The 17,243-nt window shown below is 66.5% G+C and carries 15 protein-coding genes; 12 read left to right on the plus strand and 3 right to left on the minus strand.

Features of this window, described 5'->3' with window-relative positions; translation table 11 throughout:
* From ACQR1Y_RS28310 to ACQR1Y_RS28340, 7 genes are all read left to right on the plus strand, one after another.
* Window positions 1-1,542 carry an ABC transporter substrate-binding protein gene (locus ACQR1Y_RS28310; RefSeq protein WP_434879003.1) on the plus strand — a complete coding sequence of 514 codons (1,542 nt, stop codon included), beginning with the start codon at window positions 1-3 and terminating at the stop codon, window positions 1,540-1,542.
* A gap of 26 nt (window positions 1,543-1,568) precedes the next feature.
* Window positions 1,569-2,576, plus strand: coding sequence for an ABC transporter permease (locus ACQR1Y_RS28315; protein ID WP_434879002.1), 1,008 nt, complete (start codon window positions 1,569-1,571; stop codon window positions 2,574-2,576).
* Window positions 2,569-3,459, plus strand: coding sequence for an ABC transporter permease (locus ACQR1Y_RS28320; protein ID WP_434879001.1), 891 nt, complete (start codon window positions 2,569-2,571; stop codon window positions 3,457-3,459). The genes ACQR1Y_RS28315 and ACQR1Y_RS28320 overlap by 8 nt, the downstream gene beginning before the upstream one ends.
* Window positions 3,456-4,331 carry an ABC transporter ATP-binding protein gene (locus ACQR1Y_RS28325; protein ID WP_434879000.1) on the plus strand — a complete coding sequence of 292 codons (876 nt, stop codon included), beginning with the start codon at window positions 3,456-3,458 and terminating at the stop codon, window positions 4,329-4,331. The genes ACQR1Y_RS28320 and ACQR1Y_RS28325 overlap by 4 nt, the downstream gene beginning before the upstream one ends.
* Window positions 4,328-5,188, plus strand: coding sequence for an ATP-binding cassette domain-containing protein (locus ACQR1Y_RS28330; protein WP_434878999.1), 861 nt, complete (start codon window positions 4,328-4,330; stop codon window positions 5,186-5,188). The genes ACQR1Y_RS28325 and ACQR1Y_RS28330 overlap by 4 nt, the downstream gene beginning before the upstream one ends.
* Entirely contained in the window at window positions 5,185-5,901 is a 717-nt protein-coding gene (locus ACQR1Y_RS28335) for an SDR family oxidoreductase (protein ID WP_434878998.1), read from the plus strand. The genes ACQR1Y_RS28330 and ACQR1Y_RS28335 overlap by 4 nt, the downstream gene beginning before the upstream one ends.
* 354 nt (window positions 5,902-6,255) lie before the next feature.
* On the plus strand, window positions 6,256-6,855 hold the full coding sequence (locus ACQR1Y_RS28340; RefSeq protein ID WP_434878997.1) for a VOC family protein: 600 nt from the start codon (window positions 6,256-6,258) through the stop codon (window positions 6,853-6,855).
* Between the two features lie 394 nt (window positions 6,856-7,249).
* Here the strand turns inward: ACQR1Y_RS28340 and ACQR1Y_RS28345 are convergent, their stop codons facing one another.
* Entirely contained in the window at window positions 7,250-7,846 is a 597-nt protein-coding gene (locus tag ACQR1Y_RS28345) for a hypothetical protein (protein WP_434861726.1), read from the minus strand.
* A gap of 211 nt (window positions 7,847-8,057) precedes the next feature.
* On the opposite strand from ACQR1Y_RS28345, the gene ACQR1Y_RS28350 reads away from it, so the two are divergent.
* The 3 genes from ACQR1Y_RS28350 to ACQR1Y_RS28360 all read left to right on the plus strand — a co-directional run bounded on the left by ACQR1Y_RS28350 (window position 8,058) and on the right by ACQR1Y_RS28360 (window position 14,069).
* Complete coding sequence (locus ACQR1Y_RS28350; RefSeq protein ID WP_434878996.1) at window positions 8,058-8,453, plus strand: GFA family protein; 396 nt, start codon at window positions 8,058-8,060, stop codon at window positions 8,451-8,453.
* A 1,352-nt stretch (window positions 8,454-9,805) separates the two neighbouring features.
* Window positions 9,806-11,062, plus strand: a complete 1,257-nt coding sequence (locus tag ACQR1Y_RS28355; RefSeq protein ID WP_434878995.1) for an aminopeptidase — start codon at window positions 9,806-9,808, stop codon at window positions 11,060-11,062.
* 325 nt (window positions 11,063-11,387) lie between these two features.
* The gene (locus tag ACQR1Y_RS28360; protein ID WP_434878994.1) at window positions 11,388-14,069 is read left to right on the plus strand and encodes a methyl-accepting chemotaxis protein; all 2,682 of its coding nucleotides are present in this window, start codon (window positions 11,388-11,390) and stop codon (window positions 14,067-14,069) included.
* A gap of 93 nt (window positions 14,070-14,162) precedes the next feature.
* On the opposite strand, the gene ACQR1Y_RS28365 is transcribed toward ACQR1Y_RS28360, so the two are convergent.
* Window positions 14,163-14,633 carry a DUF4399 domain-containing protein gene (locus tag ACQR1Y_RS28365; protein ID WP_434878993.1) on the minus strand — a complete coding sequence of 157 codons (471 nt, stop codon included), beginning with the start codon at window positions 14,631-14,633 and terminating at the stop codon, window positions 14,163-14,165.
* Window positions 14,634-14,959: 326 nt separating this feature from the next.
* On the opposite strand from ACQR1Y_RS28365, the gene ACQR1Y_RS28370 reads away from it, so the two are divergent.
* The gene (locus tag ACQR1Y_RS28370; protein ID WP_434879045.1) at window positions 14,960-15,412 is read left to right on the plus strand and encodes a cupin domain-containing protein; all 453 of its coding nucleotides are present in this window, start codon (window positions 14,960-14,962) and stop codon (window positions 15,410-15,412) included.
* On the opposite strand, the gene ACQR1Y_RS28375 is transcribed toward ACQR1Y_RS28370, so the two are convergent.
* Entirely contained in the window at window positions 15,409-16,224 is an 816-nt protein-coding gene (locus tag ACQR1Y_RS28375) for an MBL fold metallo-hydrolase (protein WP_434859609.1), read from the minus strand. The two genes, ACQR1Y_RS28370 and ACQR1Y_RS28375, sit on opposite strands and share 4 nt — an antisense overlap.
* A 111-nt stretch (window positions 16,225-16,335) precedes the next feature.
* On the opposite strand from ACQR1Y_RS28375, the gene ACQR1Y_RS28380 reads away from it, so the two are divergent.
* Complete coding sequence (locus ACQR1Y_RS28380; protein ID WP_434878992.1) at window positions 16,336-17,238, plus strand: alpha/beta fold hydrolase; 903 nt, start codon at window positions 16,336-16,338, stop codon at window positions 17,236-17,238.
* Window positions 17,239-17,243 lie beyond the last annotated feature (5 nt).

Here is a 17,243-nt window from a genome sequence, read left to right on the forward strand (position 1 = left end):
ATGCGTGACCATCAGATCTCTCGCCGTACGATGTTGCAGCTCGCGGGCGCGGCTGCGTTGCCGCTCGCCACCGGCCTGCCGCTATCCTCCGCGCGCGCCGCGGCGGGCACGCTGACCATCGCCTACAACGTCAATCTGCCGTCATTCGATCCGACCGTCGGCGTCTCCGCGGTCAATCCCACCATCCAGTCGATCTACCAGGCGATCTTCGATCCCTATATCGGCCAGGCCGCCGATCTCTCGTTCAACCCCGGTCTTCTGACGAAGTGGGGCTGGAACGAGGACCGCACCAAGGTCACCATGGAGCTGCGCTCCGACGCGACCTGGCACGACGGCTCCAAGGTCACGCCGGAGGACGTTGTGTGGTCGCTGACGCGCGCCGCCGACCCGAAGGGCGGCAATCCGATCCAGTTCGTCTGGTCGAAGATCAACAATTTCAAGATCGACGGCCAGACCATCACGGCCGATGTCGTCGAGTTCGAGCCGGTGCTGTTCAAATGGATGGCGTTCCTGACCGGCTACGTGCTGCCGAAGGCCTATTACGAGAAGGTCGGCGCCGAGGGTTTCGAGAAGGCGCCGATCGGCTCGGGTCCGTACAAGGTCGATACGTTCGAGCGCAACGCCTTCCTGCGGCTCAAGGCGCATCCCGGCTATTGGGGGCCGAAGCCGGCGTTCGAGACCGTCGTGTTCAAGTTCGTCACCGATCCGACCAGCCGCGTCGCCGAGATCGAGTCGGGCGGCTCCGACATCACCTTCGAGATTCCCTACGAGGAGTTCGACCGCCTCAAGGCCAAGCCGAACCTCGCCGGCGTGACACAGCCGATCTCCGACATCGGCATGATCTTCCTGACCGACATCGATCCGATGCTGGATCGCAACGTCCGCCTCGCCGCCAATCACGCCATCGACAAGAAGGCGATCGTCGAGAAGCTCTTGCGCGGCTATGGCGTGCCGATCGACACGCTGGAAGCGCCGGGCTACGCCGCGTTCGATCCGTCGATCAAGGTCGCCTACGATCCGGAGCTCGCCAAGAGCCTGCTCGCCAAGAGCGGCTATTCGACCACGAAGCCGGTCAGGTTCACCATCCAGACCACGCGCGGCTTCAAGCCGAAGGACTACGAGATGGTCCAGGCCATCGCCGGCATGTGGCGCAAGGTCGGCATCGAGGCCAATATCGAGGTCTACGAGATCGCGCAGCATTTCGAGCTGCGCGCGCGCCACGCGCTGGCGCCGGCCGCGTTCTACAATTGGGGCAACGCGATCGGCGATCCCACGACGTCGACAGGCTTCGCAATGTTCGGCCCGTCGCCGCATTCGGCGTGGAAGGGCAAGGATCTGATCGAGCGCATCGGCCCGCTGTGGGGTGAGAAGGACGAGGCCAAGCGCATCGCCGGCTGGAAGGCGGTCGACAAATACATCGCCGAAGAGGGCGAAGTGATTCCGCTGCTGCAATACGTCCAGCCGATCGTGCACAAGAAGGGGCTGAAGGTGGTGCCGCAGGCCAACGGCATGATCCTGCCGCAGCTCGTGACCCAAGGTTGAAACAAGGCTGAGACGGAGACCGAGCGATGCGCTGGAGCGCCATTCTCAAGCGCCTCGCTCTGATCCCGCCGACTCTGCTCGGCGTCGGCGCCATCGTGTTCGTGCTGTTGCGCGTCGTGCCCGGCGATCCCATCGCCATGATGATCCCGCCCGGCGCCTCGCCTGCCGATATCGCGCGGCTACGCGCGCTCTACGGCCTCGACCAGCCGCTGCTGTCGCAGTTCATCACCTGGCTCGGCCAGGTCGTATCAGGCGATTTCGGCCGCTCGATCAGCCTGCGCCAGCAGGTGTTCGAGCTGGTCGGCGCACGGCTGCCGGCGACGCTCGAACTCGCCGCGCTCTCGGTCGTCATGGCGCTGCTGATGGGCGGAGCGGTCGCGCTGGTCGGCAGCCTCATGCGCGGCACCCGCGCCGAATGGCTGCTCGACACCGTCAACGGCGTCTTCCTCGCGATTCCCGATTTCCTCTGGGCGCTGATCCTGCTGCTCGGCTTCGGCGTTCTGCTGCCGCTGTTGCCGATCTCCGGCCGGCTCGATCCGCAGCTCGCCGTGGCCTTCCGCACCCACTTCTATATGATCGAGAGCCTGCTCACCTTGCGCCTCGACGTCGCCGCCGATCTGTTGCGCCACATGTTGCTGCCGTCGATCGCCCTGGCGCTGCCCTTCGCCGCGCTGGTCGCGCGCCTCCTCAAGGCGCAGCTCGCAGAGGCCGAGGACCAGGACTACGCCCAGATCGCCCGCACCCGCGGCTTCTCGCGCACCACGATCCTGCAACGCGAGGTGTTTCCCAACGCGCTGATCCCCACGGTGGCGCTCTCAGGCGTGCAGGTCACCCTGCTGCTCGGCGGCACCGTGCTGGTCGAGCGCATCTTCTCCTATGAGGGCATCGGCAACATGGCGATCGATGCCGTCATCAACCGCGACTTCCCGCTGATCCAGGGGCTGATCCTGACCTTCGCCGTGCTGTTCATCGCCCTCAACCTCGCCGTCGATCTTCTCGTCGCGCTGCTCGATCCGAGGCTGCGTCATGGCTGATCTCGTTCTCTCAGGGCCCATCATGGCAACGCCCTCGCGCTGGCGCAGCGCGCTCGCGCGCGGCGGAGCGCGGCTGTGGATCGGCGGCGGCCTCGTTGCTCTCTTGCTGCTGATCGCGCTGTTCGCCCCAGCCATCGCCCCGCACGACCCGGCCGAGCAGGACCTGATGTCGGCGCAACTGCCGCCAGCCTTCATGCGCGGCGGCGAAGCGGCGTTTCCGCTGGGCACCGACAGCCTGGGCCGCTGCGTACTCTCCCGGCTGATGTATTCCGCGCGGACCGCCGTGGCGGTGGCGCTGGTCGCTTCGGCGCTCGCCGCGCTCATCGGCGTCGCGCTCGGCCTGATCGCCGGCGCGTTCGGCGGCGTGCCCGATCAGCTGGTGTCGCGCATGATCGACGTCTGGATGGCCTTTCCGCCGGTGCTGCTGTCGATCGTGCTCGCCGCCGTGATCGGCGCCGGCCTGACCTCCGTCATTGCCGCGATCGTCGTGGTCGACTGGACGCGCTTTGCGCGCATCACCCGCGCCGAGACCCAGGCCCAGCTCGCCCGCGACTACGCAGCCGCGTCGCGCGTGCTTGGCCTCACCCGCATGCAGGCGCTGCGGCTCGAGATCCTGCCCAATCTGATCCCGCTGATCGTGACCCTGCTCGCCGTCGAGATGGGCATCGCGATCCTGGTCGAGGTCATCCTCTCCTTCGTCGGCATCTCCGTCACCGGCGATACCGCGAGCTGGGGCGGCATGATCACCGAGGGACGGCAGATCGTCTATCAGGCACCGTGGATCATGGCGCTGCCGATCGCCGCCGTCATCGTCAGCGTCATCGGCTTCAATCTGTTCGGCGACGGTCTGCGCGCCGCGCTCGACCCGGTGCAGCGCCGATGACCGCCGTGCTGGAGATCGAAAACCTGCACGTCGCGATCGGGGCCGCAAAGGTGCTGCGCGGCGTCTCCTTGCGCGTCGAGGCCGGCGAGGTGCGCGGACTGGTCGGCGAGTCCGGCGCCGGCAAGTCGATGGTCGGCCGCACCATCTTCGGTCTGCTGCCGGCGAAGGCGAACATCACGGCGGGCCATGTGAGCTTCGAAGGCCGCGATCTCCTGGCGATGCCCGACAAGCAGCGCCGCGATCTGCTCGGGCGCCGCATCGCGCTGATCCCGCAGGACCCGATGACCTCGCTCAATCCCGTCCGGCGCATCGGCGCGCAGATGGCGGCGGTGCTGCAGCTGCATTTGAAGCTCTCCAAGCGCGCCGCGCTCGACCGCGCCGCCGAGCTGCTCGCCGAGGTCGCGATCCGCGATTCCGGCCGCGTGCTCGCGTCATACCCGCACGAGCTCTCCGGCGGCATGCGCCAGCGTGTGCTGATCGCGATGGCCTTCGCCTGCGATCCGTCGCTGGTGATCGCCGACGAGCCGACCACCGCGCTCGACGTCACCGTGCAGCGCCAGGTGCTGCAGCTGGTCGAGCGGATGCGCCAGCGCCATGGCGCCGCGATCCTGTTCGTCACCCACGATCTCGGTGTCGTCGCAAAAGTATGTCGCAGCATGACCGTGCTGCATGCCGGCCGCGTGCTCGAGGACGGCTTGACGGCCGACGTGCTGGTGAAGCCGCATCATGCCTATACCCGCGCGCTGCTGGCGGCGACACCGCGCGCGGATCGCCCTGCGGATGCGCTGAAGCCGGTGCCGCCGGCGCTGATCGAGAGCCTGTGGGCCGAGGCGCGCCGGCTCGATCAACTCGGCGCCGGGAGGCCGGCATGAGCGACATCCTGCTGCGCACCGGCCAGCTCGGCTTCGCCTATCCGGCGCGCTCGACCTCGCTGTTCGGCAAGCCTGTGATGCGCGAAATCATCAAGTCCGTCGATCTCGCCGTGCCGCGCGGCGCGGTGCTCGGCCTGGTCGGCGAATCCGGCTCGGGCAAGACCACGCTCGGCCGGCTGCTGGTGCGGCTGCTGGAGCCGACCTCGGGTGGCATCCAGTTCGATGGCGTCGAAATCAGCCATCTCTCGGAAGCCGCGTTGCGACCCTTGCGCGCGCGCATCCAGATGATCTTCCAGGATCCGCAATCCTCGCTCAATCCGAGGCTGCCGCTCGCGGTGACCTTGACGCGCCAGCTCGAAGTCTACGGCCGCCTCAGCGGCCGGCGCGACCGCCGCGACAAGGCCGCCGCGCTGCTCGATCTGGTCGGCCTGCCGACGTCGTTCGTCGATCGTTATCCGCACGAACTCTCCGGCGGCCAGCGGCAGCGCGCCGGCATCGCGCGGGCGCTCGCGCTGCAGCCGGACTTCATCGTCGCCGACGAGATCGTCTCCGGCCTCGACGTCTCGACCCAGGCGCACATCCTGATGCTGCTGAAGGAACTGCGCGCCAAGCTCGGCCTCACCGTCGTCTTCATCAGCCATGACCTGTCGGTGATTCGCGTGCTCTGCGACGAGGTCGCCATTCTCAAGGGCGGCGAGGTGGTCGAGCACGGACCGGTCGGCCGCATCTTCTCCCATCCGCAACACGCCTACACGCGCCAGCTCCTCGCAGCCATTCCGCTCCCCGATGTCGAGCCGGGCTGGCTCGACGACTCCCCGTCCCGTCAGCAACCACAGCAGCAGGGATCAGCCGCATGAGCACTTCGGTCAAGGACTCCGTCGTCGTCATCACCGGCGCCACCGGTGCCATCGCCACCGCGCTGATCGCCGAGTTGCTGGCGCGCGGCGCCGCCAAGGTCTACGCCGCCGCGCGCGATATCTCCGGGCTTGCGGCCACCGACAAGGTCGTGCCGCTCAAGCTCGACGTCACCAGCGATGCCGACGCGGCGGCCGCCGCAGCGCAGGCCTCCGACGCGACGCTGCTGATCAACAATGCCGGCGTCAACCACAACACCGCCTTCCTGCTCGCCCCCGATCTCGCCATCGCCACCGAGGAGATCGCGATCAACTATCTCGCGCCGCTGCGGCTCACCCGCGCCTTCGCGCCGGTGCTGATCAAGAACCACGGGGCGGTGCTCAACATCCTCACCATCCTCGCGCGCGTGAACCTGCCGCTGATGGGCTCCTATTGCGCCTCCAAGGCCGCGGCGCTGAGCCTCACGCAGGGCCTACGCGGCGAGCTCGAGCCGAAAGGCGTCCGTGTCGCGGGCGCGCTGCCCGGCGCAGTCGATACGCGGATGACGGCCGGGCTGCCGATTCCAAAGATGACGCCGGCAGACGCCGCGAAGGAGATCCTCGACGGCTATGAGGCGGGCGAGGAGGACATCTATGTCGGCGACATGGCCCGCGGCCTCGCCGCCGGCCTCGCGCAGGATCACAAGGCGGTGGAGAAGCAGCTGGCGGCGGGGTGAGCGTAACGACGGCAGCGTGCGTGTGCGCGCGCTGCGAGATTTCGATCTCAATCCTCATGGTGAGGAGGCGCCCCATGGCGCCGTCTCGAACCATGAGGCCCCAGCAGCGGCCTCGCCCTTCGAGACGCCCGCCTATGGCGGGCTCCTCAGGGTGAGGGGAGGGGGCGGTTCGAGCAGCCCGGGCGCGCGGGGCGGTGCGAAGCTCCGGGCTCATCTCCCGAGCTCTCAGCCGATAGCTGATGTGCGCGCCGCATTCGGAACTCAAACCCTCATGCTGAGGAGCGCCGCCTTGGCGGCGCGTCTCGAAGCACGAGGCCCCAATCGTTCGATGTCAATCCTAGGTCGGAGTCTTCAATGAAAATCACCAAACTCATCAGCACCGCTCTCGCCGCCCTCGCTCTCTCCTCCACCCTCGCCGCCGCCGACTCCATCCCCGGCCTGCGCGGCCACGACCACACCGGCATCACCGTGCCGGATGTCAAAGCCGCCATCGCCTTCTTCACCGACGTGATCGGCTGCAAGCAGGCGATGTCGTTCGGGCCGTTCTCCGACGAGAAGGGCACCTTCATGCAGGACGTTGTCAACGTGCATCCGCGCGCCGTCATCCACGAGATCAGCATGGTCCGCTGCGGCTATGGCTCCAACATCGAGCTGTTCCAGTACGAGTCGCCGGACCAGGCCAAGACGCAGCCGAAGAACAGCGATTTCGGCGGCCACCACATCGCGCTCTATGTCGACGACATCGACAAGGCCGCCGCGTATCTGAAGTCGAAGGGCGTGCGCACCATGCAGGGCCCGATCCCGATCAATGAAGGCCCGGCGGCCGGCCAGTCGATCCTGTACTTCCTGACGCCCTGGGACCTGCAGATGGAGCTGATCAGCTACCCCAAGGGCATGGCCTACGAGAAGAACGCGACGACCCTGCTGTGGTCGACGACGGAGCCGCAGAAGTAATAAGGCGACGAGAAGCCTCTGGCTCCACGCCGGCGGTGCCTCGACTCCCTCTCCCCGTTCTTAGGGGGAGAGGGTTGGGGTGAGGGGCTGCCGCACGGGACGTGCGAGCGGAACGACTTGTCCCTCTCCCACCCGGCTTGCATCCGATGATGCAATCCTCTCGCGTTTGAAGATCGTCGTTTCGCGCTGATCTCTCTCCGTCATGGTGGCCGGGCTTTTCCCGGCCATCCACGTCGTTCGGCACCCGTGGATGGACGTGGATGCCCGAGCCTCCGCCGCGCCGAAGCGGCTTCGGCCGCGCAGGAGGGACAGGCCCGGGCATGACGGAGTCACTCACTTGCAGGATCGTACGTCGCGACAGCCTCACTTCAAGAGAGGAGGGAGCGACCTCGTCCTAATTGAATGCCATCGGCGCCGCGCTGGCCATCCACCCATCCGAGCGCGTGTTGCGCGCCACCCGCTGATAGCGCGACGCACGGGCTTCGCGCGTGGCTCCGGCTGCCGCGCCGAACATCGTCGAACCACCCCGCGGATTCACGATCGTATATCCGGCGATGGAGCGCGGATGCTCGCGGGTGACGTGGCCGCCGGAATTGCCGTCATGCACCAGCCACACATTGCCGGCGACCTGCTGCTGCAGGATCATGACGTGGCCGGAGCGGACGGCCGCCATGCCCGGCGCCGGCATGGCGCGCGGAAAGCGGCGCCAGTTGGACGCGAGGTTCAACTCGGGAATGATCCGGCCAAACGTATAGAGCGACGCTTCGCAGCCGCAGAAGGCATGGGGACATCCCGACGGTCGACCGGCCACGACACGGGCTTCGCCCGGAATCGAAGCCATCGCGTTCATGAAGGAGTGCTGGCGATAGGCGTAGCGGTGATGGGAGGAGTGATGATGATAGGAATAGTGATGATGATGATGACGAGGACGTGCCTCGGCTTGAACGGAGAGAGCCAGCAATGCGGCGACGACAAGAACAACGCGGTACATTCGGAGGACTCCTGTACACTGTGAAATCCCCCTGCCGCGCGCCAATCAACCGGCAAACGTGTCCTCAACGTGACGGAATCGCTCGTGAGCCATGCATTTCTGGGATGCGACTGCCCGCTGCGGCAGTTCCGAATTGATCAATTTGCTTGACTCGGTCTAGCCGCGCGTCGCCGGCGGCCGCTTGTCAGCTCGATGGCAAAAGGAGGAAGAAATGACCGCGTTTCGTGGCAGCTGTTTGTGCGGCCAGGTTGCGTTCGAGGTCGATGCTCCGTTCGATCGATTTCTCAACTGTCATTGCTCGCGCTGTCGCAAGGCCAGCGGCGCGGCACATTCGTGCGAAGTCATCGTCAAAGCGCCGGCTCTCCGCTGGCTGCGTGGTGAGGAGAGCGTCTCGCGCTTCGACCTGCCGCAGGCGCGAAGCTTCGCCACGGCGTTCTGCTCGCGATGCGGCAGCCCGATGCCGCATCTCACGCGCAGCGGCAGGGAGGCGATCATTCCCGCCGGCAGTTTCGATCAGCCGCTCGGCGCTGTGCCGGATCGCCACGTCCACTGGGCGTCGCGCGCGGACTGGTACGTCCATGGTGAGGATCTCCGCGTAGAGGACTGACAGATTGCGGCGCGATGCATGACGGAAAGGGATTCCGCGTCGGCAACCTTTGCCATTCGTGACCGCGCGCGACCTCGTGCAGATGGCCGCTGCGTCACGCGTTGTCCTTTCAAGGTTGTCATCGTGAGGACGGCAAGCTCTCCACGCTCCCTCCCCCCTTGTGGGGCAGGGGGGTAGCCGAGAGGGTGGTGGGTGTGGCCACCCCCCTCCCTAGCCCTGCCCCACAAGGGGGGAGGGAACGAACTCGGGCGAGGAGAGGGCACGGCTCATTGAGCCGGCAGGCATCTGAGCTACGAGCTCATCCGCCTGCCAGTTCGTCCTCGTTAGGAGTGCAAGATCTCCACGCTCCCTCCCCCCTTGTGGGGGAGGGTTGGGGAGGGGGTAGCCGAGAGGACGGTGGGCGTGGCGCCCCCCTCCCTAGCCCTCCCCCACAAGGGGGAGGGAACGACCTCACGCGAGGAGAGTGCACGGCTCATCGAGTCAGCAGCAGGGAGGCCCGCTGTCGGCAGGCCCAGAGCAACGCGCCATCGGCCAGCGCGCAGAATCTGATTTCACCTTTGCGTTCAAGCTGATTTGGGCTGTCCAGTCCTGTTAGTAAAAATATTCCGCTTCGCGATTTCGGAAAATCATGATCTTATCTCCCTCGTCCCGCCTCATCGACGAGGGGCGCTGCGCGGTCGTCACGAAGCGTGGGGTGCGGGATGTGGTGGGCGGGCCGGTTTGCAGCGTGATCACATCGCGCCGACGAACAGATTGGTCCGCACGGTCAAGTCGCGTGGTCCTGACACCCCGATGCTGGTGTCCCGCGCAAGGCGCGAGAAGCGCATTGTCGCGACAAGGTGGCCAGAAAGCCCGGTGCACCTGGGAGAGCGCGAAGCAGCCGTAAAGCCATCGCGCAGGGAGGGCCGGGTCGTTCCGGCTGGACCTGTGGTACCTGCCGCCTGCATTTTTTCCGCAGGCGGGCCACGGGCCTCAGTCGAGGCCCGGCTCTCCCTGCACCCTCGGTGGAGAGGGTGACTGAACGAGCAACACTCGGACGCGAAAGCGGGCGCGAGGATGAATGTCTGTGCCACAATCCGTTGTCGTCCCGGACAAGCCGTGACGCGCAAGGCGCGTCGCGGCGCTGATCCGGGACCCATACTCCGCAGCGTTCGTATGAGGCACGCTGGAGCGGCCAGCTCGCGCAACGACTCCCCCGGTGGCTATGGGTCCCGGGTCGGCGCCACATCGCGCTGGCGCGCGCCGTGGCTTGCCCGGGACGACGGTGGAGAATGCGGCGCGGCCTTCGCCATTGACCGCTCCATCCATTGGCCTATCTCTTCAACATCCCAAGCAACGGAACTGGATACAAGATGACCGCACACCCCCGAAGCTTCGATACCGCTATCGATCCCGTGAAGCTTGACCGCCTTGCCGAGGTGGCGGTGAAGGTCGGGCTGCAACTGCGGCCGGGGCAGGATTTGCTGCTGACGGCGCCGTCGGTGGCGCTGCCGCTGGTGCGCAAGGTGGCCGAGCACGCCTACAAGGCCGGCGCCGGCATCGTGACCTCGTTCTTTTCCGACGAGGAGCTGACGCTCGCTCGCTATCGCTATGGTCACGACACCAGCTTCGACCGCGCCGCGGACTGGCTCTACCAGGGCATGGCCAAGGCGTTCACCGAGAACACCGCGCGGCTCGCGATCGTCGGCGACAATCCGATGCTGCTGTCGGGCCAGGATCCGGCCAAGGTCGCGCGCGCCAGCAAGGCCAACTCCAAGGCCTATCAGCCGGCGCTGGAGAAGATCACCAATTTCGAGACCAACTGGAACATCATCGCCTATCCGAGCCCGGCCTGGGCCAAGCTGGTTTTCCCTGATGTGCCGGAGGAGGTCGCTGTGGCGAAGCTTGCCGACGCGATCTTCGCCGCGTCGCGAGTCGATCGCGAGGATGCGGTGTCCGCCTGGGAGCGCCACAACGCGGTGCTGCGCGAGCGCACCGAATGGCTCAACGGCCAGCGCTTCCATGCGCTGCATTACACCGGCCCCGGCATGGATCTCACGATCGGCCTGGCCGACGGGCACGAATGGGAAGGCGGCGCCTCGACCGCGAAGAACGGCATCACCTGCAACGCCAACATCCCGACCGAGGAGGTGTTCACAACGCCGCATTGCCGTCGCGTGTCCGGCCACGTTCGAAGCTCCAAGCCGCTGTCCTATCAGGGCACGCTGATCGACGACATCCAGGTCAAGTTCGAGGAAGGCCGCATCGTCGAGGCCAAGGCGTCGAAGGGCGAGCAGGTGCTGAACAAGGTGCTCGACACCGACGAGGGCGCGCGCCGGCTCGGCGAGGTCGCGCTGGTGCCGCATTCCTCGCCGATCTCCAAGAGCGGCCTGTTGTTCTACAACACGCTATTCGACGAGAACGCCGCCTCGCACATCGCGCTCGGCCAGTGCTACTCGAAGTGCTTCGTCAACGGCACCTCGCTGTCGCCGCAGCAGATCGCCGCGCAAGGCGGCAACCAGAGCCTGATCCATATCGACTGGATGATCGGCGCCGCCGAGACCAACATCGATGGCGTTCATGCCGATGGCCGCCGCGTGCCGGTGTTCCGCAACGGCGAGTGGGCGTAATCCGATTCGCGTGTTGGCGGTCCGTCGCATGACGGGCCGCCGACTGCACGAGAGCGTGAGTAGAGCTGTTGGGCAGCGCGTAGGTCGACGGGAAATCCCGTAAATCTACTGCATCCATGGGTTGAATTGTTTCGTCGTGCCTATCGTAATTAGTTCGTCATTAAGCAAAACGCATAAAACTCGCCGCTGTTACTTCATAGACGCATAGGGAACAGCGATGGTCGTTTCGGATGTGAGTCCGGCGCGCGGCGGAATTCGATTTGGGCTGAGAGGCCAAATTCTTTGTCTTGGAGTGGCCGGTGTTGCGGTCATCGGCTGCCTGTATTTGGCAGGCCTTTCGATCGAGCGGCGCAGCCAGCGGATCGCCGATCGTGTCGCGACGCTCGCCGGCCTGAGCGGCGGCATCTGGGAGGGGCTGTTGCAGGCCCGGGGGACGGCGAGCGAATTCCTGCAGAAGCCGTCGGACGCGAAGGTCGCAACGCACGACCAGACCGTGGCGTCGATTGCGTCGCGGCTCGACCAGGTCGACCAGATCCTCGCGGCGAACCCGGATGACGAGACCGCGCGGCAGGCCGCTGCGTCGCGCGAGGCCGTCAACGGCTATGCGAGCCGGTTCGCCAACCTCGTCGCCGCGCAGAAGCTCATCGGCTTCAACGAGAACGACGGCCTCCAGGGCAAGCTGCGCGGCGCCGTCCGCTCGATCGAGAGCCAGCTGACGAAATACGACCAGCCGCGCCTCGCCGTGCTGATGCTGATGATGCGCCGGCACGAGAAGGATTTCATGCTGCGCGGCGATCCCAAATACGGCGACGATCTGCGCAAGCGCGTCGACGAGTTCGGCCCCGAGCTCGCCAAGGCCGATCTGCCGGAGGCGGTCAAGGCCGAGATCGTCAAGCTGATGACCATCTATCGCGAGAGCTTCCTCGCCTACATGGCTGGACAAACCAAGCTGATGGCTGAAGCGGCCGAGCTGACGCGGCACTATGACAGCATCAGCCCGACCTTGCAGGCGATCAGGTCCGCGGCCGACCAGCGGCTCGGGGTGGTCAAGGCCGAGCTTGCCGCGGTCAAGGACTACGTGTTCTGGTCGATCTGCATCACGCTGCTGGTCACCGCCGCAGGCGCGTTCCTGTTCGGCCGCTGGCTCGCTTCGCCGCTGCTGCAGATGGCCCGCGCGATGGAGCGGCTGGCGCAGAACGATCTCGACGTCCGCCTCGAGAAGGTCAAGCGCCGCGACGAGGTCGGCCAGATCTCGCACGCGCTCGGCATCTTCCACGGCAAGCTGTTGGAGAACCGCCGCCTCACCGAGGAGCAGGCCAGGGCCAAGGAGGTTGCCGAGCGCGAGCGCAAACGGATGTTCGCCGAGATGTGGGAGCTGCTCGAGACGGATCTCGATTGCGCCGTCGCCGAGGTGATGACGATCAGCAGCGACGCCTCGACGCGCAGCGCGCAGGCCGTGTCGGAGGCGAAGACGATCGCGAGCGAGGCCGGCATGGTCGCGCAGGCCTCCGCCAGCGCGAGCAGCAACGTCACCACGGTGTCGAGCTCGGCGGAAGAGCTGTCGGCGACGGGACGGGAGATCGCGCAGCGCGCGGCCGAGACGGCAGAGCTCGCCAGCCGCGCGGCGCGCGAAGCGCAGCAGGCGGGATCGACGGTCGCTGCCTTGAGCGATGCCGCCGAGCAGATCTCCTCGGTGGTCAGCACGATCGCGGAGGTGGCGGCGCAGACCAATCTGCTGGCGCTCAACGCCACCATCGAGGCGGCGCGCGCCGGCGAGGCCGGCGCCGGGTTCGCGATCGTCGCGCATGAGGTCAAGGCGCTGGCGCGCAAGACGTCCGAGGCTGCCGACGACATCGCTCAGCGCATCGACCGCATCTCGAGCGCCACCTCGGACTCGACCGCCGTGATCAGCAAGATCAGCGCGGCGATCGGCAGCATCGATGGCGCGAGCGCCGCGATGGCCGCGGCGGCCGAGGAGCAGGAGGCGACCTTGCGCGAGGTCGCGCGCAGTCTCGCCGAGGCCTCGTCCGGCGTGGCCCTGGTCGCGGAGAATGTCACCCGGATCTCCAGCCGCTCGTCGCAGATCGAGCAGCAGACCCAGGCCGTGTCGGAGCTCGTGACCGGCACCAATGGCCGGGTCTCGGAGTTGCGCGCCAACCTCATGGTGTCGCTGCGCAGCTCGAGCGTCGGCGACCGCCGGACGTCCGACATGCGCCGGCCCGTGAGCATTGCCGCGCGCCTCCATGGCCGCGGAGGACATATCGACGGGACCGTGCTCGATCTCTCCGCGGGCGGCCTGCGCTTCCGCGCCGCGATGGATGTCGTCGGTCTTGCCGAGCAGCAGCCTGTGAAGGTGGACTGCGCGGCGTTCGGCGCGGTCGAAGGCGAGATCGTTGCGATCGGCAATCGCGACGTTCACGTCAGCTTTCGCGATGCCGGCGAGAGCGAGCATCGCGGTGTCACGGCCCTCCTCGCCAAGATCGACGGCGCCGACCAGGCTCAGGTCGATGCGGCAATGGCGGTGGCCGACAGGATCACGGCCGCGATCGAGCAGTCGATCGCGTCAGGCGAGAGCACCATCGCGACCTGGTTCGATTTCGACTACCGGCGGATTGCGGGCACCGATCCCGAGCAGTTCGAAGCTCCGTTCACGACCCTCTGCGACCGCTTGTTGGCGCCGCTCCAGGAGGCGGCCTTGGCCGCCGATCCGAACGTCGTGTTTTGCGTCGCGATCGACAGGAATGCCTACATCCCGACCCACAACCGCAAGGTCTCGCAGCCGCAACGGCCGGGCGACCAGGCCTGGAACGTCGCAAACAGCCGCAACCGCCGCTTCTATAAGGACCGCGCCGGCATGGCGGCTGCGCGAACGCTCCGCGGGCATCTCGCGCAACGCTACGAGCGCGACATGGGCGGCGGAGTCACGATGATCGTGAAGGAGATCGATGTGCCGATCAGGATCAGGGATCGCCACTGGGGCGGCCTGCGGCTGGCGTTCAAGACGTAGATGAGCGCGAGGTGTCAGAAATGCAGCAACGGGAGGCGGCGCAGCTCGCGGGATCACAAGCTGCGCCGGTCCGGACTTATGGAGACTTCGGACTTATGGAGACTTGGCCTGGGTGCTGGGCTCGACGGTGATGGTGATGCGCTCCGACATGACCGGCTTGTTGTGCGGGATGTGGCTCCAGTCGCCGAGCACGAGCTGCAGCGTGTGCTGGCCGGGCGTCAGGTTGACCGAGGCCTCGGTCTGGCCCTTGCCGAAATGCACGTGGCCGGCGTCCACGGGAATGGCCTCGTTCAGCGCGTCGCCCTCGAGCGCGGGCGCGTCGATCAGGAGGTGATGGTGGCCGGTGTTCGGGGCCTCGGTGCCGGACGGCGCGACGCCCATGCCGGACAGGCCGAAGCGGATCAGGACCGGCGAGGCCACCTTGTCGCCGTCCTTCAGGTTGATGAAGTAGGCCTTGGCGTTGTCGGGAGCCGGCGTCTCGCCGGCCATGACGAGGCTGGCGGCTGCAAGCGTGGTTGCGAGCGTGGCGGCGGACAGCGTGAGGGCGAGTCTCAGTCGGCGCATCCTGGAAATCCTTATCTCTGCGACGTCGGCAAATCTCTAAAGGTGAAGGCACGGCGCAAGGCGGCGGACGGCTACCGGAGGTGGCGCGACCGCATCTTGCAGTGCGGGCAAACAGTAGATCATCAGGTTTGGCGAGGCCGCGAACAAATTGCGGCGCCCGCGTGACGTTTATAGCGCTGGCGTGGTTGTGATGCGACCGCAGGTCGCGGCGATTGGATCAAATCTTAACGACCGCGGAAAGCACCGGTTAGGTGCAACCCGCTACGGTCGCGGGCTCATGCCGGCGCCCGCCGGAACATTTCAGCCCGATGCATTTGAGGTCCATGATGTCGCCGTCCCTGATCGAAACCGCCAATCTCACCGTCGACCTGTCGCCCGCGCCGATCGAGCCGTCCTGGATCATCGAGGGCAATCCGACCGCGACCTCCTGCACCATCGCGCGCAGCAGCGACGGCCTCGGGTCGACCATCGTCTGGCATTGCACCGAGGGCAAGTTCAACTGGTACTACGATTTCGACGAGACAATCCTGATCCTCGAAGGCGCGATCGTGCTGGAGAGCGAGGGGATGCCGGCGAAGCGTTACGGGCCGGGCGACGTGGTCTTCTTCCGCGACGGCGCGCATGCGAAGTGGCATGTCGAGGGCCACGTCAAGAAGCTCGCCTTCTGCCTGAAGACGCAGCCTTACGTGCTCGGGCTGGCGGTGCGCGTGATCAACAAGCTCAAGCGCATGTTCCTGACTCCGGAAGGCCGCCGCGGCACCAGCCTCGCGGGCGCCTAGACCCCGTCCAGGATAATAACGGTCGGGCTCGACGGCAAAAGCTCGCGCGACATCTTCAAGGACCGCTCGGTGCGGCGGTCGATCTCGAACTGCTGGCCGATCTTGCGCATGAACTCATCGAGCGGCGTCGCGAAGCGGTGCATCGGCAGCACCACCGAGGCGCGCAACCGCTTGGTGATCTCCGAGATGCCGTCCAGCGACATCGTGTAGGTGCCGTCGATCGGCACCATCACCACGTCGAGCCGGCCGATCGCGGCGAAATGCGTCTCGTCGAGCTTGACGTGCAGATGGCCGAGATGGCCGATGCAAAGGCCGGCGACCTCGAAGATGAAGATCGAGTTGCCGTCCTTGATCATGTCGGCGCCGAGCGAGTCGCTAAAATAGCGGCGGATGTCGGTGGTGATGTTGCGGACCAGCACGTCGCCGATGCGCTCGAAGATCTGCGCCGGCTTGCCGTCGTCGCCCCAGCCGCGCAGCACGTGCGGAATGCGCGGATCGGGCGCCAGCGTGTAGTGCGTCGAATGCGCCCGGTTCATGGTGATGACGTCCGGCAGCCGCCCGACCTGATAGGCGCCGCTGTAGTCGGTGGCGATGCGGATGCCCATCGGCGTGTCGATGAAGTAGGTCGAATGACCGGCATAGGTGATCGTCACTTCGTTGGCGGCGGCTGTCCGGCGCAGGCTGACAGGCATCGCGCGCGGCGTGTTGCCGGCCATCGCGAGACACTCGCTGGTGCGCGGTCCCGATTGCGCCAGCGCAGGCGTTGCGAACGAGATCAGGACGGCGAGCAGCGAGACCAGCGAGCGCAGCATGTCGGTTCCCCTTCAACGGCAGCTGCGAGTGTAGCGCCTAAACCGCATCTTCACTATCCTCACCACAACGCACCGATCGATGAGGGCGGGTGGACGACGTGGGAGGATGTCATGACTGCTCGACTACAGCCGCTGCGCGAGATTGATGCAGGCGTGCTGCGCATTGCCTATTTCGAAAGCGGACCGGCCGATGGTCCGGCCGTCATCCTGCTGCACGGCTATCCCTACGACATCCACTCCTATGTCGACGTCGCGCCGCGCCTCGCTGCCCAGGGCTGCCGGGTGATCGTGCCCTACGTCCGCGGCTACGGGTCGACGCGCTTCCTTGATCCGTCGATACCGAGATCGGGTCAGCAGGCGGCGATCGGCGCCGACCTCATCGCGCTGATCGATGCGCTGGCGATCCCGCGTGCCGTGTTCGCCGGCTATGATTGGGGCGGACGGGCGGCCTGCGTCGGCGCGGCGCTGTGGCCGGAACGCTGCGTCGGTCTCGTCTCGGTGGGGGGCTATGCCATCCAGGATATCGCGAAGGCGCTCAAGCCTGCTTCGGTCCCGCAGGAATTTGCCTATTGGTATCAATGGTACTTCCAGACCGAACGCGGCCGCGCCGGGCTCGCCGCCCACCGCGCCGAAATCGCGCGGCTGCTGTGGCAGCAATGGTCACCGAACTGGCGCTTCGACGATGCGACCTTCGCGCGCTCGGCCGAGGCCTTCGACAATCCGGATCACGTCGATGTCGTGATCCATAGCTATCGCCACCGCTACGGCCTGGCCGAGGGGGACCCGCGCTATCAGGAGCTCGAACAGCGGTTGGCGGCGCAGCCCGTCATCACCGCGCCCACGATCACGCTCGATGGCGATGCCGATGGCGTCACCCCGGCGACCGACGGCCGTGCGCACGCTGGAAAATTCAGCAACCGGATCGCGCATCGCGTGATCCCGCGCGCCGGCCACAATCTGCCGCAGGAGGCGCCCGAGGCGTTCACGGCTGCCGTCATGGAGGTGCTGCGCTGAAACTG

The organism is Bradyrhizobium sp. HKCCYLRH3099, from assembly GCF_051167855.1.
In the GTDB taxonomy this organism is placed as follows: Bacteria; Pseudomonadota; Alphaproteobacteria; order Rhizobiales; family Xanthobacteraceae; genus Bradyrhizobium.

What these genes read in the sequence shown, in the direction of transcription:
- ACQR1Y_RS28310 (WP_434879003.1), top strand. Translation starts at nt 1, where the DNA reads ATGCGTGACCATCAGATCTCTCGCCGTACGATGTTGCAGCTCGCGGGC.
- ACQR1Y_RS28315 (WP_434879002.1), top strand. Translation starts at nt 1,569, where the DNA reads ATGCGCTGGAGCGCCATTCTCAAGCGCCTCGCTCTGATCCCGCCGACT.
- ACQR1Y_RS28320 (WP_434879001.1), top strand. Translation starts at nt 2,569, where the DNA reads ATGGCTGATCTCGTTCTCTCAGGGCCCATCATGGCAACGCCCTCGCGC.
- ACQR1Y_RS28325 (WP_434879000.1), top strand. Translation starts at nt 3,456, where the DNA reads ATGACCGCCGTGCTGGAGATCGAAAACCTGCACGTCGCGATCGGGGCC.
- ACQR1Y_RS28330 (WP_434878999.1), top strand. Translation starts at nt 4,328, where the DNA reads ATGAGCGACATCCTGCTGCGCACCGGCCAGCTCGGCTTCGCCTATCCG.
- ACQR1Y_RS28335 (WP_434878998.1), top strand. Translation starts at nt 5,185, where the DNA reads ATGAGCACTTCGGTCAAGGACTCCGTCGTCGTCATCACCGGCGCCACC.
- ACQR1Y_RS28340 (WP_434878997.1), top strand. Translation starts at nt 6,256, where the DNA reads ATGAAAATCACCAAACTCATCAGCACCGCTCTCGCCGCCCTCGCTCTC.
- ACQR1Y_RS28345 (WP_434861726.1), bottom strand. Translation starts at nt 7,846, where the DNA reads ATGTACCGCGTTGTTCTTGTCGTCGCCGCATTGCTGGCTCTCTCCGTT.
- ACQR1Y_RS28350 (WP_434878996.1), top strand. Translation starts at nt 8,058, where the DNA reads ATGACCGCGTTTCGTGGCAGCTGTTTGTGCGGCCAGGTTGCGTTCGAG.
- ACQR1Y_RS28355 (WP_434878995.1), top strand. Translation starts at nt 9,806, where the DNA reads ATGACCGCACACCCCCGAAGCTTCGATACCGCTATCGATCCCGTGAAG.
- ACQR1Y_RS28365 (WP_434878993.1), bottom strand. Translation starts at nt 14,633, where the DNA reads ATGCGCCGACTGAGACTCGCCCTCACGCTGTCCGCCGCCACGCTCGCA.
- ACQR1Y_RS28370 (WP_434879045.1), top strand. Translation starts at nt 14,960, where the DNA reads ATGTCGCCGTCCCTGATCGAAACCGCCAATCTCACCGTCGACCTGTCG.
- ACQR1Y_RS28375 (WP_434859609.1), bottom strand. Translation starts at nt 16,224, where the DNA reads ATGCTGCGCTCGCTGGTCTCGCTGCTCGCCGTCCTGATCTCGTTCGCA.
- ACQR1Y_RS28380 (WP_434878992.1), top strand. Translation starts at nt 16,336, where the DNA reads ATGACTGCTCGACTACAGCCGCTGCGCGAGATTGATGCAGGCGTGCTG.